The 18,672-nt window shown below is 32.9% G+C and carries 12 protein-coding genes; 3 read left to right on the top strand and 9 right to left on the bottom strand.

The features are described from left to right. Positions 1 to 29: 29 nt before the first annotated feature. From Q4Q40_RS12395 to pyrG, 3 genes are all read right to left on the bottom strand, one after another. A complete protein-coding gene (locus tag Q4Q40_RS12395) occupies positions 30 to 737 on the bottom strand; it encodes a toxin-antitoxin system YwqK family antitoxin (protein ID WP_303302152.1) in 708 nt (235 codons plus the stop codon). 475 nt (positions 738 to 1,212) lie between these two features. Continuing rightward, entirely contained in the window at positions 1,213 to 3,111 is a 1,899-nt protein-coding gene (gene yidC / locus Q4Q40_RS12390; protein WP_303302151.1) for a membrane protein insertase YidC, read from the bottom strand. Between the two features lie 101 nt (positions 3,112 to 3,212). Then, positions 3,213 to 4,853 carry a CTP synthase gene (gene pyrG, locus Q4Q40_RS12385; RefSeq protein WP_303302150.1) on the bottom strand — a complete coding sequence of 547 codons (1,641 nt, stop codon included), beginning with the start codon at positions 4,851 to 4,853 and terminating at the stop codon, positions 3,213 to 3,215. A gap of 511 nt (positions 4,854 to 5,364) precedes the next feature. Here pyrG and Q4Q40_RS12380 point away from each other — a divergent pair. Together Q4Q40_RS12380 and Q4Q40_RS12375 are read left to right on the top strand one after the other, a co-directional pair. Continuing rightward, positions 5,365 to 5,538: a hypothetical protein gene (locus tag Q4Q40_RS12380; RefSeq protein ID WP_303302149.1), complete on the top strand. Its 174-nt coding sequence runs from the start codon at positions 5,365 to 5,367 to the stop codon at positions 5,536 to 5,538. A gap of 975 nt (positions 5,539 to 6,513) precedes the next feature. Then, entirely contained in the window at positions 6,514 to 8,814 is a 2,301-nt protein-coding gene (locus Q4Q40_RS12375; protein WP_303302148.1) for an Lcl domain-containing protein, read from the top strand. A 60-nt stretch (positions 8,815 to 8,874) separates the two neighbouring features. Here Q4Q40_RS12375 and Q4Q40_RS12370 read toward each other — a convergent pair whose 3' ends face one another. From Q4Q40_RS12370 to bshC, 6 genes are all read right to left on the bottom strand, one after another. Further along, positions 8,875 to 9,105 carry a DUF3820 family protein gene (locus Q4Q40_RS12370; RefSeq protein ID WP_303302147.1) on the bottom strand — a complete coding sequence of 77 codons (231 nt, stop codon included), beginning with the start codon at positions 9,103 to 9,105 and terminating at the stop codon, positions 8,875 to 8,877. Positions 9,106 to 9,109: 4 nt separating this feature from the next. Continuing rightward, the gene (locus Q4Q40_RS12365; RefSeq protein ID WP_303302146.1) at positions 9,110 to 9,589 is read right to left on the bottom strand and encodes a DUF922 domain-containing protein; all 480 of its coding nucleotides are present in this window, start codon (positions 9,587 to 9,589) and stop codon (positions 9,110 to 9,112) included. Between the two features lie 196 nt (positions 9,590 to 9,785). Continuing rightward, positions 9,786 to 11,717 (bottom strand): PBP1 and LysM peptidoglycan-binding domain-containing protein, encoded by a 1,932-nt coding sequence (locus tag Q4Q40_RS12360; protein WP_303302145.1) that lies wholly within the window; start codon positions 11,715 to 11,717, stop codon positions 9,786 to 9,788. Between the two features lie 291 nt (positions 11,718 to 12,008). After that, a complete protein-coding gene (gene guaA, locus Q4Q40_RS12355; protein ID WP_303302144.1) occupies positions 12,009 to 13,547 on the bottom strand; it encodes a glutamine-hydrolyzing GMP synthase in 1,539 nt (512 codons plus the stop codon). 245 nt (positions 13,548 to 13,792) lie between these two features. Further along, a complete protein-coding gene (locus tag Q4Q40_RS12350; RefSeq protein ID WP_303302143.1) occupies positions 13,793 to 15,163 on the bottom strand; it encodes a pyridoxal phosphate-dependent decarboxylase family protein in 1,371 nt (456 codons plus the stop codon). An 80-nt stretch (positions 15,164 to 15,243) separates the two neighbouring features. Further along, positions 15,244 to 16,836, bottom strand: a complete 1,593-nt coding sequence (gene bshC / locus Q4Q40_RS12345) for a bacillithiol biosynthesis cysteine-adding enzyme BshC (protein ID WP_303302142.1) — start codon at positions 16,834 to 16,836, stop codon at positions 15,244 to 15,246. A gap of 306 nt (positions 16,837 to 17,142) precedes the next feature. On the opposite strand from bshC, the gene Q4Q40_RS12340 reads away from it, so the two are divergent. Further along, positions 17,143 to 18,669, top strand: a complete 1,527-nt coding sequence (locus Q4Q40_RS12340) for a PhoX family protein (protein ID WP_303302141.1) — start codon at positions 17,143 to 17,145, stop codon at positions 18,667 to 18,669. Positions 18,670 to 18,672: the final 3 nt, after the last annotated feature.

The raw sequence follows: 18,672 nt of genomic DNA, 5'->3' as shown, positions 1-18,672 counted from the left end.
CCTTTTTTATCAATGATCAATGATCATCCTTATTTTTTATTCTTTATATACTTACTCTTATAAGTAAAATCTTTTTCTTTAATTAATTTCCCGTTTTCATAATATTTCCAAATACCATCTTTCTTACCTCTTTTATATGGCCCTTCAATTATTAGATCGCCTGTAACACTATAATATTTAGAAACGCCATGTAACTCTCCGTTTTCATATATAAAGGCCTTAAGCACAACTTTGTTTTCTGAATACCAAAATGATTCTCCATCTAGCTTGCCATCAATATAGTTTTGCTTTTCTGCTATTTCTCCATTTGGATAATACACAAAACGCTCACCTACTAATTTCCCATCATTATTATAATGCTCTATAGTTAAAAGCTTATCTGAATTTTTTTGATAATATTTCCAGGTACCAACGTATGTTTTACCATCCATTTGTCCTTCACTTAAAAGCTTCCCTCTGGATGTATAAAACTTAACCTCTGCAATGTTATTATTCTCGTTAAATTCCCTACTGGCAGTAAGTACTGCCTTATTTCTTATATTTTTATAAAACTTAAATAGCCCTATTTCTTTACCATGAGAAAACGTCCCTTCATACCTAAGTATTTTTGTGCCTTCAAAGTTTTTTCGCCATATACCATGGCGCTTTTCATTAGCATCAAATTGATTTATGGTTTGAGCTGAAATTATTGAAGTAACCAATAAAAACAAACCTATTATTACATTTAAATATTTCATATACATCTTTTGTATTTAGATTCCCTTTTTCACGGGAATAACAATTTTAACGAAAATCCTGCCTTTGTCGGCAGGCAGCCTCGAGGCAGAGCCTGGAGAAATTATTTTTGATTAATTATTATACTTATAAGTATAATATTAGTTAACAACGAAAAAAGTATTTTCAAATTGTATATAACAAAAAAAAGCCGCCATTTACTAGTGAGCAATATATGCTTCACTGTTGGCAGCTTTAATTTTATCTTTCGAATCTTCCAATATTATTCAGTGAAAGTCTTCTTCCCCAAATAATACAAGGGAATTCATTTTAGAGTCTGTTTAAAATTTCGTCAATTATTTTTTTATGTCTCTTTTTACGCATTATTTCGTTAAAATTTTGAACCGTAACTGTGCTATGTTTAAAAATTTCGCCTTATACTGCATTAAAAATAGCCTATAAAAATTCTAATCACAAAATCTTAAACAGACTCTTATATTATTTACGCTTTTTTTGCTGCATTTGTTTCTGCTTTTCTGCCTGCTCCATCATATCTGCCATTTTTTTCTGAAAACGACTCTCTTTTTTAGGCTTCTTTTTTTTCTCTTGCATTTGCGCATGAATCTTATCTTCATCAAGAATATAATTCTTAATAACTAAAATGATTCCAATACTAATTAAGTTAGAAATAAAGTAATATAAACTTAATCCAGATGCATAATTATTAAAGAAAAACAACATCATTATTGGTGAAAAATACATCATGTATTTCATCATTTTCCCCATATCTGGCATCCCTTCCTGAGTTGGTTGTGCAGACACTTGTTGCCCCGTTGTTAAACGCATGTAAAAGAAAATAGCAACAGATGCTAATATTGGAAATAAACTGACGTGATCGCCATAAAAAGGAATTGAGAATGGTAATTCTGCTATGGTATCATAAGATGATAAATCTTTTACCCATAGGAAACTCTTCTGTCTTAAATCGAACGCAGATGGAAAGAATTGAAACAACGCATAAAACACGGGTAATTGTATTAAAGCTGGTAAACAACCCGCCATAGGGCTTGCTCCTGCTTTGGTTTGCAGCGCCATAGTTTCTTGTTGCGCTTTCATTTTGTTATCCTTGTGTTTTGCACGAATAGCGTCTAATTCTGGCTTTAGAATCTTCATCTTTGCTTGCGATAAAAATTGCTTGTACTGAACAAAAGACATCACTAATTTGATTAAGATTGTCATCACAATAATAGCGATCCCATAAGGCAAAAAGCCTCCTAAGAAAGCAAATAAAGGAATAAAAAGAAACTTATTAATCCATCCGAAAATGCCCCAACCAAGTGGTACAACTTCATCTAAATTTCTATCGTACGCATTTAAGATCTTAAAATCACTGGGACCGTAATACCAATCCATTGTTTTATTAATCTCTCCACCAGCTAGCTCCAAAGGTAGCTTAGCAACAAACGCTTTGGTGTAAACAGTGTCTACTTCTTCATCTTGAACTAGATTTCTAGACTCAAAAGAGGCTGTTTTAAATGGAGCGTCTGCTAATAAAATAGATGTAAAAAAGTGTTGTTTAAATGCTACATAACTAACATCTTCTGCAGTATCATCTGTTTGTTCTTGCTGCCCCAAATAGTCATCTTTACCATCTTCATATTCAAAAACCACCTCTGTATATCTATTTTCATAAGAAATGCTTTTTGCATGACGGTAGGTTTTAAGATTCCAATCTAAATTAACTGCCTGCGAACTATTTATAACATCACTTAATCCTTGTGAACGGATCGTGAAGTCTATCATATAATCACCATCTTTTAACTCGTAACGATATTCTAAAAACTTAGTTTCAGATACCTTTAGTTTCATTGAAACGATGGTGTTATCTCCATTTTTAGTTACTGTAGGTTCGAATGGTAAGTCTTTCGTATTAAAAATACGGTTATTTGTTGTTCCTAAATTAATATTAAAAGAAGCATTATTATCTTTTATTAAATAAATAGGTGTATCATTAAAATCTACAAATTCTTTTAATTTTACTTCAGAAAGATACCCCCCTTTTCTATTAAATTTTAATGCCAACAAATCACTTTCTACAAGTATTTCTTGATCACCAGGCAAAGTAGCAGCATAGGCAAATGCTCCCAATTTATTTTTTAGATTGACTAATTGAAGAGAATCTGTAACCGCTCCAGGTATATAATCTTCTGCAGTTGTTACTTTGGTTTGATTTTGCTCTGAAGCTTTTTTCTCTGCTTCAACCTGCTCTTGTTTTGCTTTTTCTTGAGCTTCTAATTCCTCGGGCGTTGGCTGATTTTGCCAAAGCATGTACATTAATATTCCGAAAATAAGTAAGAACCCTATAATCGAATTAATATCTAATTTTTTTTCTTCCATTTAATATATTATCGGTTGGTAGATTATCTTTTATTTTAAAATTACTTTACTATTCTATAATTTAAAGAACAACAAACAGTTAATCAATAAGCTATCCAAATTTAATTTTGTGCCATACTGACACCTTTTTGGTTTTTTTTATAATTCAAAGCTGCTTTTACAAAAGCCACAAACAATGGGTGTGGGTTAGCAACTGTACTTTTATATTCTGGGTGGTATTGCACACCAACAAACCAAGGATGTTCTGGAATTTCAACAATCTCTACCAAGCCTGTATCTGGATTTAAACCTGTAGCAATCATACCCGCAGCCTCCAATTGCTCCTTGTAATTACTATTAAATTCGTAACGGTGTCTGTGACGTTCTTTTATGGTATCATTCTTATAAATATCATGAACAATACTCCCCTTTTTAAGCTCACAAGACCATGCTCCTAAACGCATAGTTCCTCCTTTATCTGTTATGGTTTTTTGTTCTTCCATCAAATCAATTACAGGGTTTGATGAAGCAGAATCCATTTCTGTTGAGTTTGCATCTGCTATACCTAAAACGTTTCGTGCAAATTCAATAACCGCCATTTGCATCCCTAAACAAATTCCTAAAAATGGAATGTTATTTTCTCTAACAAATTTTACCGCCGTAATTTTTCCCTCAATACCACGTTCTCCAAAACCTGGAGCTACTAAAACACCATCTAAATGACTGAGTTTTAATTTAATATTATCTTGATTTAAATATTCAGAATGAATCGATTCTATCTTTACTTTAACCTCGTTTTCTGCACCCGCATGAATAAAGGATTCTAAAATAGATTTATAGGAATCTTGTAATTCTACGTATTTCCCAATTAATCCTATAGTAACTTCGGTTTTTGGGTTTTTATGACGGTGTACAAAACTATTCCACCTTGTAATATCTGGTGTATCACTTTTTAAATTTAATTGCTCTAAAACAACCTTATCTAAACCTTCTTCTAACATTAAGTTTGGGACATCGTAAATGGTAGAGGCATCAATAGATTGAATAACTGCTTCTTCTCTAACATTACAAAATAAGGCTAATTTACGACGTAATTCTTTTGGTAAGTTATGCTCTGTTCTACAAACTAATATATCTGCTTGTACCCCACTTTCCATAAGTGTTTTAATACTATGTTGTGTTGGTTTTGTTTTCAACTCGCCTGCGGCCGATAAAAAGGGTACTAATGTTAAGTGAATAACAATAGCATTATCTTTACCTAAATCCCAACGAAGCTGACGTACAGCTTCTATATATGGTAGGGACTCAATATCCCCAACGGTACCTCCTATTTCGGTAATTACAATATCGTAATCTCCAGATTTACCTAAAAGTTGAACACGACGTTTTATTTCATTCGTAATATGAGGTACTACCTGTACCGTTTTCCCTAAGAACTCTCCGCGACGTTCTTTTTGAATCACGCTTTGATAAATGCGTCCTGTTGTTACATTATTGGCTTGACTTGTAGGTACGTTTAAAAAACGCTCATAATGTCCTAAATCTAAATCGGTTTCTGCGCCATCTTCTGTGACATAACATTCTCCGTGTTCGTATGGATTTAATGTTCCTGGATCTACATTAATATATGGATCTAATTTCTGGATAGTAACTCGATACCCTTGAGCTTGTAATAATTTAGCAAGTGATGCTGCTATGATGCCTTTTCCTAAAGACGATGTAACCCCTCCGGTTACAAAAATGTATTTTGTTTTTTGTGTCATGTTGCGCTTATAAACGCAGGCAAATTTACAAAATTAAAATAGTTATTTGAGAATTAGTTTTGAGTTATTTAAAGGGAGTTTTTAACAATGATTAGGATAAGAAAAAGGCTTCTCCTTACCATTTAAAGGTTAAAATTCATTTCAAAATTATAAGAAAAGCGACCTTCGAAATAAAAAATGCGATAAGAACATCCTAAGTTCATGTGAAAAATTATGATTATCATACTAACACCAAATATGGTTTCTCATTCTTTTATTTCTTACTGTTCTTTTTTTTACACTAATACACTGTTGTGCAATACATTAAATTCTAAAATCAAGGATTAAGACTACTAAAAAAGAGAAAAAAACAACAAATTTATTAAGATTTATCTTTAACAATAGTAATAAAATACATATATTTATATCTGGTTAACCAATTTGGTTAACCATTAATTAAAACCAAATTATTATGACAAACAAATTTAAGTTAATTGCAACAGGTTTAGGTCTTTGCCTCGTTATCTTTATCATGAACAGCTTTCGGTCGGTAAAAAGTGAAGTAACTGATTTTGACGATTGTATTACAACAGGTTTCTATGATGACTATGGTCATGCAATTGGAGATTGCGATAATGATGATCCTGTCGTACTATGCGATGATGGTACATATGCTTGTACACCAGAAGAATGTGAGTGCAAATAAAGAATTTCTTGTAACCAACTTTCCTTGCCTTTGCTGACAGCTCAATGTGACAAAACAGAACAAATTTCCTTAACTTAATAACATTGGGCTTGAGGCAGTAGCCATAGCCTTATTTCGCTGGTTTTATTTTGACCTAAAAAGGTCAAAAACCAAAATTCTGTATTTAGATTTCCGATTTCAAGGGAATGGCAATTTCAACAGAAACCCTAACTTTTCCAGCTTGAGGCAAAGCCAAAGGGAATTCTTTTCGATTAGAGACTAATACTTCAGAATAATTATCTCAAATAGGAGGCTATAAAGCCAATTAAGGATAAATACTTCTGAAGTATTTTTCTAAGAAATTTTTTAGAAAATTTCATTCAGCAGGTTTCAAAACAAAATAACCATATCTAAAATATGATCTTTTTTTGGATACAACTTCTTAATATTTTTGATCAAACACCCCCAGCTGTTTTTATATTAATAACTTTTTAAGCAATTGTTTAAACAATAAATTATTATTTCCATTAACTTACTTACCTCATTATGATTTAATTTCAGACCTTATGAAAAACAAACAAGAGGTTTGACCGATAAACAACTCATAACGCAGTTATTACTAAAATTCGAAATTAATATAGCATTACGCATACGAGTTGCGGACTAAAATGTGCGTATAACTTATGCAACACTCATATACTAAGAGCACTTGTTTATGTAGAGGAGTTCGATATATTGAATATTGATAATGAATAATTTGTTATATAAATAATAAAATTGTGTCATTCCGAAGACTATCGAAAACAAAATATATTTTATTTGAAGGTATGAAGCGTAGCTTTTGAGGAGGCATCTCATCTTTATGAGGTGTCTCGTCACTCATCCTTCACTCAGTATACACAAAAACACTGCTTATAAATAATAATACATAGATTTTTATATCTAACACATTAAACTTTCTATAAAAAAAACAATCAAATAAAGAAACAATCAAAAATGAAATTACACCTAACTTTATTACTAATCATTCTTAGTTTCCAATCTTTTTCTCAAAAAGGTTCAGAAGATCTAAGCGCAACTATTATTGGTTCAGGATCGCCTAAGTATAACCCTGAGCGTTCGGGACCTTCGGTACTAATTAGTTATAAAAACACAGAAATATTAGTAGATATGGGTAATGGTACTCAAGCAAACCTTAACAAAGAAAAAATTAAGACTAAACAGTTAGATGGGTTATTGTTTACCCATCATCATTTAGATCATAATGAAGAGTTTACACCTATATTCATCCACTGTTTATTAGGAGGTAATCCTTTTGTCGTTGCTGGTCCAAATCCTACTTCAAGTTTTGTTTCTAATACCTTAGATTTATACAAAGAAGATATTGAATATCGCATGAAAAAGAGTGGTAGAACATTACAAGATGTTAAAACCAATTATAGTACTAAAAACTTAATAGGTGGTGAGACATTTACTATTGGTGATATTAAAGTGAGTTGTACAAAAGTAAATCATTCCATTTACACGCTCGCTTACCGTTTTGATGCGGGAGGAAAATCTATTGTAATTTCTGGTGATTTAGTCTATTCTGAAAGTTTACCAATTTTGGCTAAAAATGCAGATTACTTAATTATAGATTCTGGCGGAGCCATTGGATTGGGTTCACAAAAAAAACAAAATGAAAATAAGAATAAGAATCGGAAAAACACACACAAGAAAGAACGTGCGCATACTAACTTAGATGAAAGCTCACGCATGGCGAAAGAAGCCCATGTTAAAAATTTAGTTTTAACACACTTCGTTCATACAGATATAGATGAAAAAGCCACAACAGATAAATTGCGAATAAATTTTACGGGAACCGTTATTTATGCTGAAGATTTGATGACTATTCCTCTTAAAAAAGTTTCATTTACAGAAGAAAATTTGAATTATACATACCCGATTGTTGACACGGGCATAAAAGATTATTATTCTAATACAGACCATATTTCTAAACCATCGGTAGGCGAAACGTTTTATGGGCAGGATGCTAATTACAATGGTAATGCTCCTTCATATACAGACAATGGTGATGGCACTATAACAGACCATGTAACAGGATTGATGTGGGAGAAAGATATGGGATCCAAAATGACTTTTGAAGAGGCATTTCAAAAAGCGAAAAAATCGAATTTAGGGGGCTATTCAGACTGGCGAGTTCCATCTGTAAAAGAACTTTATTCCATCATATTATTTACTGGTAAAGTTAAAGGTGCAACCGCTATCGATATGTTTATCGATACAGACTACTTTACTCAACCACTAGGCAATACTGATATTGGTGAACGCGAGATTGATGTGCAGACATGGTCTTCAACAGAATACGTAGGACAAACAATGAATCGTAATGAAACTGTTTTTGGTGTTAATTTTGTAGATGGGCGAATCAAAGGATATCCAAAATACAACCCTAGAACACGTAATGAAAATAAAATGTACTTCCGTATGGTACGTGGTAATGTTGACTATGGAAAAAATAATTTTATTGACAACGGAGATGGTACTGTTAGTGATTTAGCAACTGGTTTAATGTGGCAAAAATCTGATGATGGTAACAGTCGAGATTGGGAAGCATCTTTAGCCTATGCCGAAAATCTTGAACTTGCCACGTATTCCGATTGGCGTTTGCCTAATGCCAAAGAGCTTCAGAGTATCGTAGATTACTCAAGATCTCCACAAACAACAAACTCTCCTGCTATAAATTCTATTTTTGAAACAACAGAAATTAATGATCCAGAAGGAAACGCAGGGCAATATCCATTTTTTTGGTCAAGTACAACACATTTAGATGGTGTAAATCCGTATGCAAGTGCTGTTTATGTTGCATTTGGCGAAGGACAAGGGAAAATGCATGGAAGATTAATGGATGTACATGGCGCTGGATGTCAAAGAAGTGATCACAAAAGTGGAAACATTAACAATTACCCTCAATTCTTTGGACCTCAAGGTGATGTTAGGTATGTTTATAATTTTGTTAGAGCCGTTAGAACTATAAACGCTCCTGTAAAGGTTGATACGATACAACAATCAAATCAGCAATCAAATCAACAAACCGAGCAAAAACCTAATCAAAATCCTAATTTAAATGGACCGCCTTCATTCGCAAACATGCTGAAAAAAATGGATGTTAATAATGATGGAAAGATCTCAAAATCTGAAGCTAAAGGGAAATTAAAAGAAAATTTTGAAAGACGAGATGTAAATAAAGACGGCTATATTACTGATAATGAAATGACAAAAAGAAGAAGAAGATAAGAGATTCTTACAAACTTTTATATGTAGCGATTATAACATGTTAAGAAAATTAAAGAAACACTATCGCTTAGGATATTGTTTCTTTATATTCCGAATTAAATCCTCTAATCCGTTTAATTTCAGCTCATAAACTTGAGTAAGCATATCCCCTAGTTTTCCTTTGGGAAATCCTTTATTATGATACCAAACCACATAATATTCTGGTAAATCAATTAAATAACGGTCTTTGTATTTACCAAAAGGCATTTTAGTATGTGCCAAATCTATAAGAAATTGTTTGTCTGGAAGCATGTATTTAATCTATCGATTTGTATTTAGATAGTTTCTTTAATTCATCTGCAATATATACTTTCCATGTTGCTTGACCATCAACATTTCTGGAATAATTGGTTTCCGAATCGTATCTATTTTGCATCTGTGAAAGTTCTTTATTAATAGCATTGTGCAGCTTTTTTAATTGACTTCTCACATTGTTAGACACTTTTATCTGTTCTATTCGTTGCCTAAACTTACGGGCATGTAATTCGGTAATATCAAAATGTAATTGTTCGTGCCCTAAAACATGGGCATCTGCTTGTTCTTTTTTATACCAAGATTTTTCTGGATAAAAATGGGCATGTACTTGAGATGTATAGCCTACAACCCGATCGTCTTCTTTACTTACCGAAAAGCCGAATGTGATACCCGATGCCGTTATAGCTACCGCACTAACATCCTTATCGGGTACATCTTTAAAATCTTTCCAAGATAACTTATAAGATTCGTTCCAAGACATGGCAGATTCGTCTTGTTGGATACAAAGAAAACAACATAAAATAAATAAAACTCTAATCACAGGGCTTAGTAAAATTAAATTCGTTGCTGTAACTCCGTAGTGTTTACCATTTAATCAACCTACAGATTCTCACAGCTGTACTTCCTTAACAATAGACATGTACATTTGATATAAAAACGAATGGTTATAAAGTTTATTACTTAACCTCAACAATAGTTAAATCATCATACTTTACTAAATACACTGTATTGTTATAATAACCACCAAAAAGCTTCTGCTTGTAAGCAAATTTGTTTTCTACATACTCGGTAAGTAGTGCTTTATCAGCAGACATGTATAAATCTTCTGATGATACTAAACGCAATACAACATCCATAGTTAAATCGAAACCTTTTACTGCTCTGTTGTTAGGCGTAACATTGTAAATTTTATTATACTTTTTTACAAAGGCATTATTATCATTTTCATTATACGTTTTTGAGATTGTCGTAAAATGAAATTGCAATTTTGATAAATGGGTATTATTTATTTCATCACCTTCAAAAGCAGAATTAATATTAGTAGTAACTAACATAATTTCTATAGCTTCTTTTTCTTCTTCCTTGTTTTCTTTTTGAATTAATGATGCTAAAATACTTGTTACATTAGAAGCAAATCCACCGTCTTGCGTTTCTAAAAACACAATGTTTTTTCCTGGTTTTAATTCATCTTGAATGTCTTCTTTACTCACAAAATACTTGTCTACACCCTCTTTATCCTTTCTAGAACGTATTTGCCTCGCATGAAAAAACTCTTTCTTAAGGTCTTTTGATACTGTTTCATTTTCAGTATCCGAAATAATTATAATATTAGTTGCTAGCGTATCTGTTTTTACAAAGTTTACTATCTTCTTTTTTAATAAATTATTAGACGGTCTAGACTGAAATACGTTTTCGTATAACTTTAATTTTGTTCCTATAGGCGCTACAACTGGTGTATTATATTTTCTTAATTCTGAAGCAGCTTCTTCAAAGTTTTTAACTATTAACGGCCCAATAACGGCATCAACATTTTCAAAATCATTTTCATCAATAATATCTTTTACTTCACTTAATTCATTTTTAGTATCATATACATCTACTTTAAGTGAAATCCCTAATGTTTTTAAAGAATCTATTGCCATTAAGACTCCAGAATGAAAATCTAGCGAAGCATTTAAATATGGATCTTTTTCAATACTTTTCTTTATGTCTGGGATAGAATCAAAATCTACGCGATTTAATCTAAAAGGCAGCATAACAACAAGATGCTTTGTATTAAAATCGACAATACTATCTGTAAGGTTAACACTTTCAACATTAAATTCTGTAACCTCATCAGCTAAATCAGAGTATGGTATTTTTAGTACCATGCCCGCTTTTAATCCGCCCTCTTTTAAAATGGGATTCAAAGCTTCCAGTTCTGCCTGTTCTAATTCTAATTTAATCTTTAGTCTATAAAATCCTTCTTTTGGTAATACTTTATAATAACTATACTTTTCGTCTACTTCCTTTTCTTCGTCATCTTCTATATTTGGTACATTTAAAATAGCGCCTTCTTGTAAAACGGCTCCCATCTCAGGATTAAGTTCTTCAAGTTCTTTTACTGTAATGCCAAATTTATAAGCAATACGCCATTTTCCTTCTTTAGGAAGTACAGTATACGTTTTAGTAAGTCCATTTGGTTCCTCAACTTCTGTAATTTTAAATATTGGTATTTGAAGTTTATCTCCTTTTCGTAGCGGATTTTCATATAAAAACTTATTATACTTCTTAAGATCTTCCACTGTGATTTCATAGCGTTTTGCTAGACCAAAAAGGGTTTCTTTTTTTTTGGTTCTGTGTTTTTTAAAACCCTCTAATTCTTTAACAATAGTTATTTTAGGCTCGGGAAGTTTAGATTTTGGAATAATTAAAACAGAGTTAATTCTTAGCTCCTTTTTAGCATCAGGATTTAAGCTATAAATATCTGAAGGAGTTACTAAGTATTTTTTGGCAATACTCTCGATGGTTTCTCCTTCCTTAACTTTATGTGGACTATAATTTTGGGCTTCAACTGTATTAAAACCAAATAATAGTATTAAGCATAAAACGGAAAAAAATTTATTCATGTAGTAATCTGTTTTTAAATTGCGTTTATGGGAGCAATCCCGCGATTTCATTCAAGGCAAGCAACTTTTTACTTTATGATACATATAGTATGCCAAAAAAAGATACAGCCAATAACCTGATACTGTTTTAAAACCACTTATTTATATACGACTATTTGTAATAAATAAGATGATTTCAAAAATTAAATATAGTTTATAAATATTATATCATGCAACTTAATAATATTATTTTGCCTTATCGTAACCTGTTTTTAATATGATACAAAACAGTACAAAAAGGCATTATAATTATTATTCCCACTCAATAGTTGCAGGTGGTTTAGAACTAATATCGTAAACTACTCTATTAACGCCTTTTACTTTGTTTATTATATCGTTTGATGTTTTTTGCAGAAATTCATACGGTAAATTTACCCAATCGGCTGTCATACCATCGGTACTTTCTACAGCTCTAAGCGCCACACATTTTTCGTATGTACGTTCATCTCCCATAACACCTACGCTATTAACAGGAAGTAGCATAGCTCCTGCTTGCCAAACGTTATCGTATAGGTTCCATTCTTTTAAACCATTTATAAAAATAGCATCAACCTCTTGTAAAATGCGCACTTTCTCTGCAGTTATATCTCCCAAAATACGAATCCCTAGTCCTGGTCCAGGAAATGGATGACGTCCTAAAAGTTCTGGATCGATTCCTAACGTAGCTCCTACACGTCTCACTTCATCTTTAAAAATAGCTCGTAACGGTTCTACTATGTTAAGTTTCATAAAATCTGGTAAGCCTCCCACATTGTGATGACTTTTTATAGTCGCAGATGGACCTCCAGTTGCAGAAACACTTTCAATAACATCTGGATAAATAGTACCCTGTGCTAACCACTTTACGTCTTCTAGTTTATGAGCTTCATCATCAAAAACTTCAATAAAGGCATTTCCTATGGCTTTACGTTTTTTCTCTGGGTCTTCTATCCCTGCCAAGGCATCTAGAAAACGTTGCGAAGCATCAACTCCTTTTACGTTAAGTCCCATACCTTCGTATTGATCTAAAACACTTTGAAATTCATTTTTACGAAGCAAACCGTTATTTACAAATATGCAATACAGATTTTTGCCAATAGCTTTGTTAAGCAACACTGCTGCTACAGTAGAATCTACACCTCCAGAAAGACCTAGTACCACTTTATCGTTTCCTACTTTTTCTTGAATCGCTTCAACAGTTTCTTCTACAAAAGAATCTGGTGTCCAATCCTGGTGAAGTCCAGCAATATTGACTAAAAAGTTTTCTAATATTTGTTTCCCATCTGTTGAATGATACACTTCAGGATGAAATTGAATGGCATACGTTAACTCGCCTTCAATTCTATATGCTGCGTTTTCAACATCATGTGTGCTAGCTATTAAAACACTACCAGTAGGTAATTTTTTAATGGTATCACTATGGCTCATCCAAACCTGACTACCTTCACTAACATGTTCGAAAAAAGGGTCTTCTGTTTTTATGAATGATAAATTGGCACGACCATATTCTCTGGTATTTGAAGGCGCTACTTCGCCTCCACCCGAAAAATGTGCTAGATATTGCGCGCCATAACAGACTCCTAAAAGTGGTTTTTTTCCACGTATTTGAGATAGATCTAGGTGTAATGCCTCTTCGCCTCTTACAGAGAATGGGCTACCAGAAAGTATAACTGCTTTATACGCATCTATATCTGTTGGAATTTTATTGAATGGGTGTATTTCGGAGTAAATGTTGAGTTCCCTAACTCGACGGGCAATAAGTTGTGTGTATTGCGATCCGAAGTCTAAAATTAGTACCTTGTCATGTTGCATGCGCAAAAGTAATCATTTGCTATTTTTTTGCAACTTTTAAATTATAATTTTTTACAACGAATAAAAAATTCTTGAAACTAATTAGCTCCACCTTTGCTGGCAAACAGACTATAGGGATGTTTCGCCAGTTTCATACCCAATCATGTTGCGCACAGGTTTTGCCTCACTCAGAACAGCAAAAAAGCAGTTCTGGTGGCTCTAAAGGAACGATATAATTAAAAATAGTCAAGAGCCGACTATCCATTTTACACCATAGAATCTAAAATGAGTTTTATATCTTGTTCTGTAGTATCGGGGTTTATAAAACAAAAACGAGACACCGTCTCAAAAGTATCTCCATTTTTCCATTTTGTTGGTGTCACTAATGCAAACCCTTTACGGTGGTTTTCGTAAGTCCAATTAGTATAATCTTCTGGTTGCCATCCTATTCTTCTATATAACACACAAGACAGGCTTGGTTCTCTAACAAGTTCTACATTAGGATCTTCGGTTATCAGTTTTCCTGCTATTTGAGCTAATTCTAAACCGCGCTCTACTGCTTCTTTATAGCGATCTGTTCCATGAGTTGCTAATGAAAACCATAAAGGCAACCCTCTTACACGACGTGTTAATTGTATTTGGTAATCTGTTGGGTTAAAACCTTGAGACCCTTCATCTTTAAAAATATCGAGATACGACCCTTCTTGTGAATGCGCCTGTTTAGCCAGTTCTGGATTCTTATAAATAACAGCGCCACAATCGTAAGGTGAAAACATCCATTTATGTGGATCGATGGTGATGCTATCTGCTTTTTCAATACCATTAAATAAATGCCTTACAGAATCGGCTGCTAATGCACCGCCTCCATAAGCAGCATCTATATGAAACCATAAATTTTCTTTTTCGCAAATAGCGGCAATACCCTTTAAATCATCAATAATACCAGCATTGGTAGTACCTCCTGTAGCTACCACAGAAAATAAGCGTTTACGTTCACTTTCTGTTAAATTTTTAATAGCATTCTGTAATTCTTCTCCTCGTAATCGATCCTCTGTATCTACTAATAAAACGTCCACATCAATCACCTTAGCCATGGCTTTAATGGAAGAATGTGCCCCTATTGAAGTAATTATAAGTCCTTTTTCTCTTTTAAAAGCATCATTCTTTCTCCAATGTTCCCGAGCAGTTACCATGGCCGAAAGATTTGCTGCCGTACCACCACTTGTAAACACACCAAATGCCCCTTCTGGTAATCCTGTTAATGACACAATCCATCGCATAGCTTCATTCTCGCAGAAAATACCACCAGCACCTTCCATCCAATAGGCTCCATGTATACTAGAAGCAGATGTTACTAAATCAAACATGATGGATGCTCTGGTTGGAGATGCAGGTACAAAAGCTAAATTCCTTGGATGGTCTACTGGTACAGTTGCCTTCATTAAATGTTTTTTCCACAAATTAAAAGCGTATTCACCTCCCACACCTTTTCCTGTAACGGTTTCCCCTATTAGCTCTTTAAGTTTGGCTTCACTTTTAGGTTTTCCAATCTTACTTTGGGTTGAAGAAAGCCTATCGATGGCATATTTCATGACGTCCATAGTCATTTCAACTAATTCTATATCAATTTTATGCATTAATTAGATATTTAATATTAATAACTTGTCTTTTATGAGTATCTGTTTTAAAATATATTGTAAACCTTATAAAAGACCTCTTATAAGATTAATATGATAAAATCTTTTTTTAACGGCTCTAAATTTTCAACAAGTTTAGGAATTAGCGCTTCTCCATATTCCAAATAAATCTCAGAGAAATTAGCATTCCGTTCTTGTAAACTTTTATTAGGAAACAATTGTTCTTGCAATTCGGTAATTCTTGAAACCTGATCTGCTAACACTTTTTTTTGAGCCTTAAGTAATCTTTTTTCTAATTTTTCTAAGCCTTTTAATTGTTTTACTTCTTGAGCTTTTACTGTTCCCAAAAAAGACTTATCTGTTTGTTCAGCCAACTTAAATAAACCTTTAAATTGGGCTTCTAAATGTGCTTTTTGATCTGAAAAATCAATATCAATATTTGATATCTCTCTCACTTTTTTATTGATAAACGCATCTCTTTTTAAAAAGATGTCTTCATTAGAAATATTCAGCTTTTTTAATTTATCAGCCTGTTGTTCTGTCTTAATTAAAACTGAATTACGTAATAGTAATATTGGAAATGGTACATTAACAGTGTTAAAGAATTGTTTTAACTGAAACCAATAAGCTAATTCGCCACCACCGCCAATATAACATAGATTGGGTAATATGACTTCTTGATATAAAGGGCGCATAATCACATTTGGTGAGAATCTTTCTGGCATCTCATAAAGATGTTTTAACAACTCATCTTTGCTCCATGAGATATCGGTATTGTTTACCTTAAATACATCATCTTCAAAAACAATCCGTTCCCGTAAGTTTGCTTTTATATAAAATACATTAATCGCTCTTGGATTTACCTGAATACTATAATTTTTAGAAAGACTTTTGTTTGTTTCAGAAACTGACTTAAAAGATTTTTGGCTCAACAATTCATCTTCCACATAAGGAGCAAATTGTTTTTTTAAATCAGAATCGTTAGCATCAATTATCACTAAACCATAATCTTTAAATAACTCATTAGCAAGATAGCGTGTGGCATCTGCTAAATTAGTATGATTTAAATACGCATTACGAAATAAATGCCTTAAGTAATCTGCATTTTTACTAGCTCCTAATTCTTTTGAATATAAATTAAATACGTCCTCTAAACCTTCTACCGATAATTCCCCTACAGCACCTAGAGAATCTCTGTTCCACTGTACCTTCTTGCCTTTAAAATTAAAATAATTGATTTCATCAAAATCATGATCCTCTGTCGCCATCCAATAAACTGGTACAAAATTAGATTCTGGATGTGTTTCTTTTAATTCTTTTGAAAGGTTAATAGCAGATACTATTTTATATAAAAAGTATAAGGGACCTGTAAATAAATTAAGTTGATGTCCTGTAGTAATCGTAAATGTATTCTCTTGTTGTAAGCTATCAATATTTTGCTGCGTCAAATCTGATGCCTCAATATCCTTATATTGTTGTTTTAGACTATTTACTAAAACAGTTCTGGAATGCGCTTTAAAAGACACCCTTTTTTCTTTTATCTGATTTTCAAAATTTTCAAGCTTAGGGAAGTGATGATAAAACGCTTTTAACTCTGGTTTCTCTTCCAGATAATCACAAATTAGCGATGAAAAGTAGCCTGTTTTTTTAAATAAGATACCGTCTGATGACATAAATAATATTGAAAGATTAGATGTGTAAAGATACAGATATTCAATTTCGGAAATCTAAAAAATTCGTTAAGAGTTTATACTTAATCCTAGTTATTGCATTAGTCCTTTTAATTTAAAAAAGCATTACAAAAAACCTTATTTAATTAGTTGATAATATTAGCCCAATTCTATTAATACTTTTTTAACCTTGTTAACATTATTGTAACTCTAAATTAATAAAACAACATTAATCCCTTAACAAGTTTTACACGGTCTAGTAATAGTTTTGAGAACTAATAATAACCACAAAAATTATAATTTTAGATTATGAAAAAATTACTTAAACTTTTTTTATTACTACTAGTTTTAACGACTCCCTGTTTAACAGTAATAAGCTGTGACATTGAGGATGGAAAAGATGGCGCTAACGGTGCTAACGGTGAAGATGGCATTGACGGAGAAAATGGAGAAGATGGTGAAGATGGCCAAGACGCTTCTGTTTATTTAATAGCATCTAAAACACCAAACTTTTTAAAAGTAACGAGTGAATTTTCTAACTTAAAAATTACTCCAATTCTATCTTCTGAAGATGTTATCCCTAATTCACCAGATTTTGTTTACGGTTCTATGGCAGATGGGGCTGGTTTATTAGCAGAAGACGATGGAACTTTTACACTAATTAATAATATTGAAGCAGACTTTTCAATCGCAAGAATTACATTAAATAAACATTTAAGACCCGTTTACGGAGAGTATATTTTAAATGCAACAGCTACGGCGTCTACTGCTCAATGTTCTGGTTCTATGATTACTCCAGAAGAGCACGGATTTGGTCCATTATACCTTTCTGGAGGCGAATGGGGTGGTTCTTCACAAGGCGTTTTTGTAACAGATCCATATAAAGATGCTGCTAACGCTGATATAGCTGAAATGCTACCAACTATGGGACAATGGACTACAGAAAATGCAGTAGCAATCCACCAAGATGCTTATGCTGATAAAACAGTTGTTTTTATAGGAGACGATCAAGGTGAAGATGATATTCCTTCTGGGCAATTAGGCATGTATGTAGGTGATAAAGGGGACTTAAATGGAGGTAAGTTATACGGCTTAAAAGTAACTACAGCAGGTATAACTTATGAAGTTGACATGGCAGAAGGAACTGAATATGATGCTGAGTTTGTTGAGTTAGAAGAAACAGAAATTAATGCTTTAGATGCAGAATGTAAAGCAAAAGGATTAATGGGATTCTCTCGTTTAGAAGATATTGACTGGAGAAGAGGTTCTGCTGCCAATAATAGAGAAATTTATTTTGCTGTTACTGGTCGTGACAAACCAGATTTACACGGTAAAGGCACCATTTCTGGTCGCATTTATAAAGTAACTTTAAATGATACAGATCCAACTGGTGCTGCAAAAATTACTTGTGTATTAGACGGTGATATTGTTGGAGGAACTGCTGAAGAATTCCTCTCGCCAGATAATATTTTGGTTACCGAAAACTATGCATACATCCAAGAAGATCCTGCCATCGCAGGAACTGGTAATAAAGCACATTATGCAAGATTATACCAGTATAACTTAAATTCAGGAGAGTTAAAAGTAGTTGCCGAATGTGATCAAATAACTGCAGAAACGAAAGGATATGGTTTTGCTGCCAATAGATGGGAAATTACAGGAATGATTGATATTACAGATATTGTAAACAATGGAAAAAACACATTTTTGGCTATGACACAAAATCACAATTGGAATCCAGCAGATGGAACTTCATTTACAGATCCTTTGGCAATCACTGAAGCATATAGAGATGAAGGCTCAATTTTACACTTAATTACAGGATTAGACAGATAGAAA

It is taken from the genome of Flavivirga jejuensis (assembly GCF_030540765.1).
In the GTDB taxonomy this organism is placed as follows: domain Bacteria; phylum Bacteroidota; class Bacteroidia; order Flavobacteriales; family Flavobacteriaceae; genus Flavivirga; species Flavivirga jejuensis.
This window is presented reverse-complemented; position numbering and strand designations above follow the sequence as displayed.

Bases quoted from the DNA above. Each gene is read 5' to 3' on its own strand.
- Q4Q40_RS12395 (WP_303302152.1), bottom strand. From the start codon at position 737: ATGAAATATTTAAATGTAATAATAGGTTTGTTTTTATTGGTTACTTCA.
- yidC (WP_303302151.1), bottom strand. From the start codon at position 3,111: ATGGAAGAAAAAAAATTAGATATTAATTCGATTATAGGGTTCTTACTT.
- pyrG (WP_303302150.1), bottom strand. From the start codon at position 4,853: ATGACACAAAAAACAAAATACATTTTTGTAACCGGAGGGGTTACATCG.
- Q4Q40_RS12380 (WP_303302149.1), top strand. From the start codon at position 5,365: ATGAACAGCTTTCGGTCGGTAAAAAGTGAAGTAACTGATTTTGACGAT.
- Q4Q40_RS12375 (WP_303302148.1), top strand. From the start codon at position 6,514: ATGAAATTACACCTAACTTTATTACTAATCATTCTTAGTTTCCAATCT.
- Q4Q40_RS12370 (WP_303302147.1), bottom strand. From the start codon at position 9,105: ATGCTTCCAGACAAACAATTTCTTATAGATTTGGCACATACTAAAATG.
- Q4Q40_RS12365 (WP_303302146.1), bottom strand. From the start codon at position 9,589: ATGTCTTGGAACGAATCTTATAAGTTATCTTGGAAAGATTTTAAAGAT.
- Q4Q40_RS12360 (WP_303302145.1), bottom strand. From the start codon at position 11,717: ATGAATAAATTTTTTTCCGTTTTATGCTTAATACTATTATTTGGTTTT.
- guaA (WP_303302144.1), bottom strand. From the start codon at position 13,547: ATGCAACATGACAAGGTACTAATTTTAGACTTCGGATCGCAATACACA.
- Q4Q40_RS12350 (WP_303302143.1), bottom strand. From the start codon at position 15,163: ATGCATAAAATTGATATAGAATTAGTTGAAATGACTATGGACGTCATG.
- bshC (WP_303302142.1), bottom strand. From the start codon at position 16,836: ATGTCATCAGACGGTATCTTATTTAAAAAAACAGGCTACTTTTCATCG.
- Q4Q40_RS12340 (WP_303302141.1), top strand. From the start codon at position 17,143: ATGAAAAAATTACTTAAACTTTTTTTATTACTACTAGTTTTAACGACT.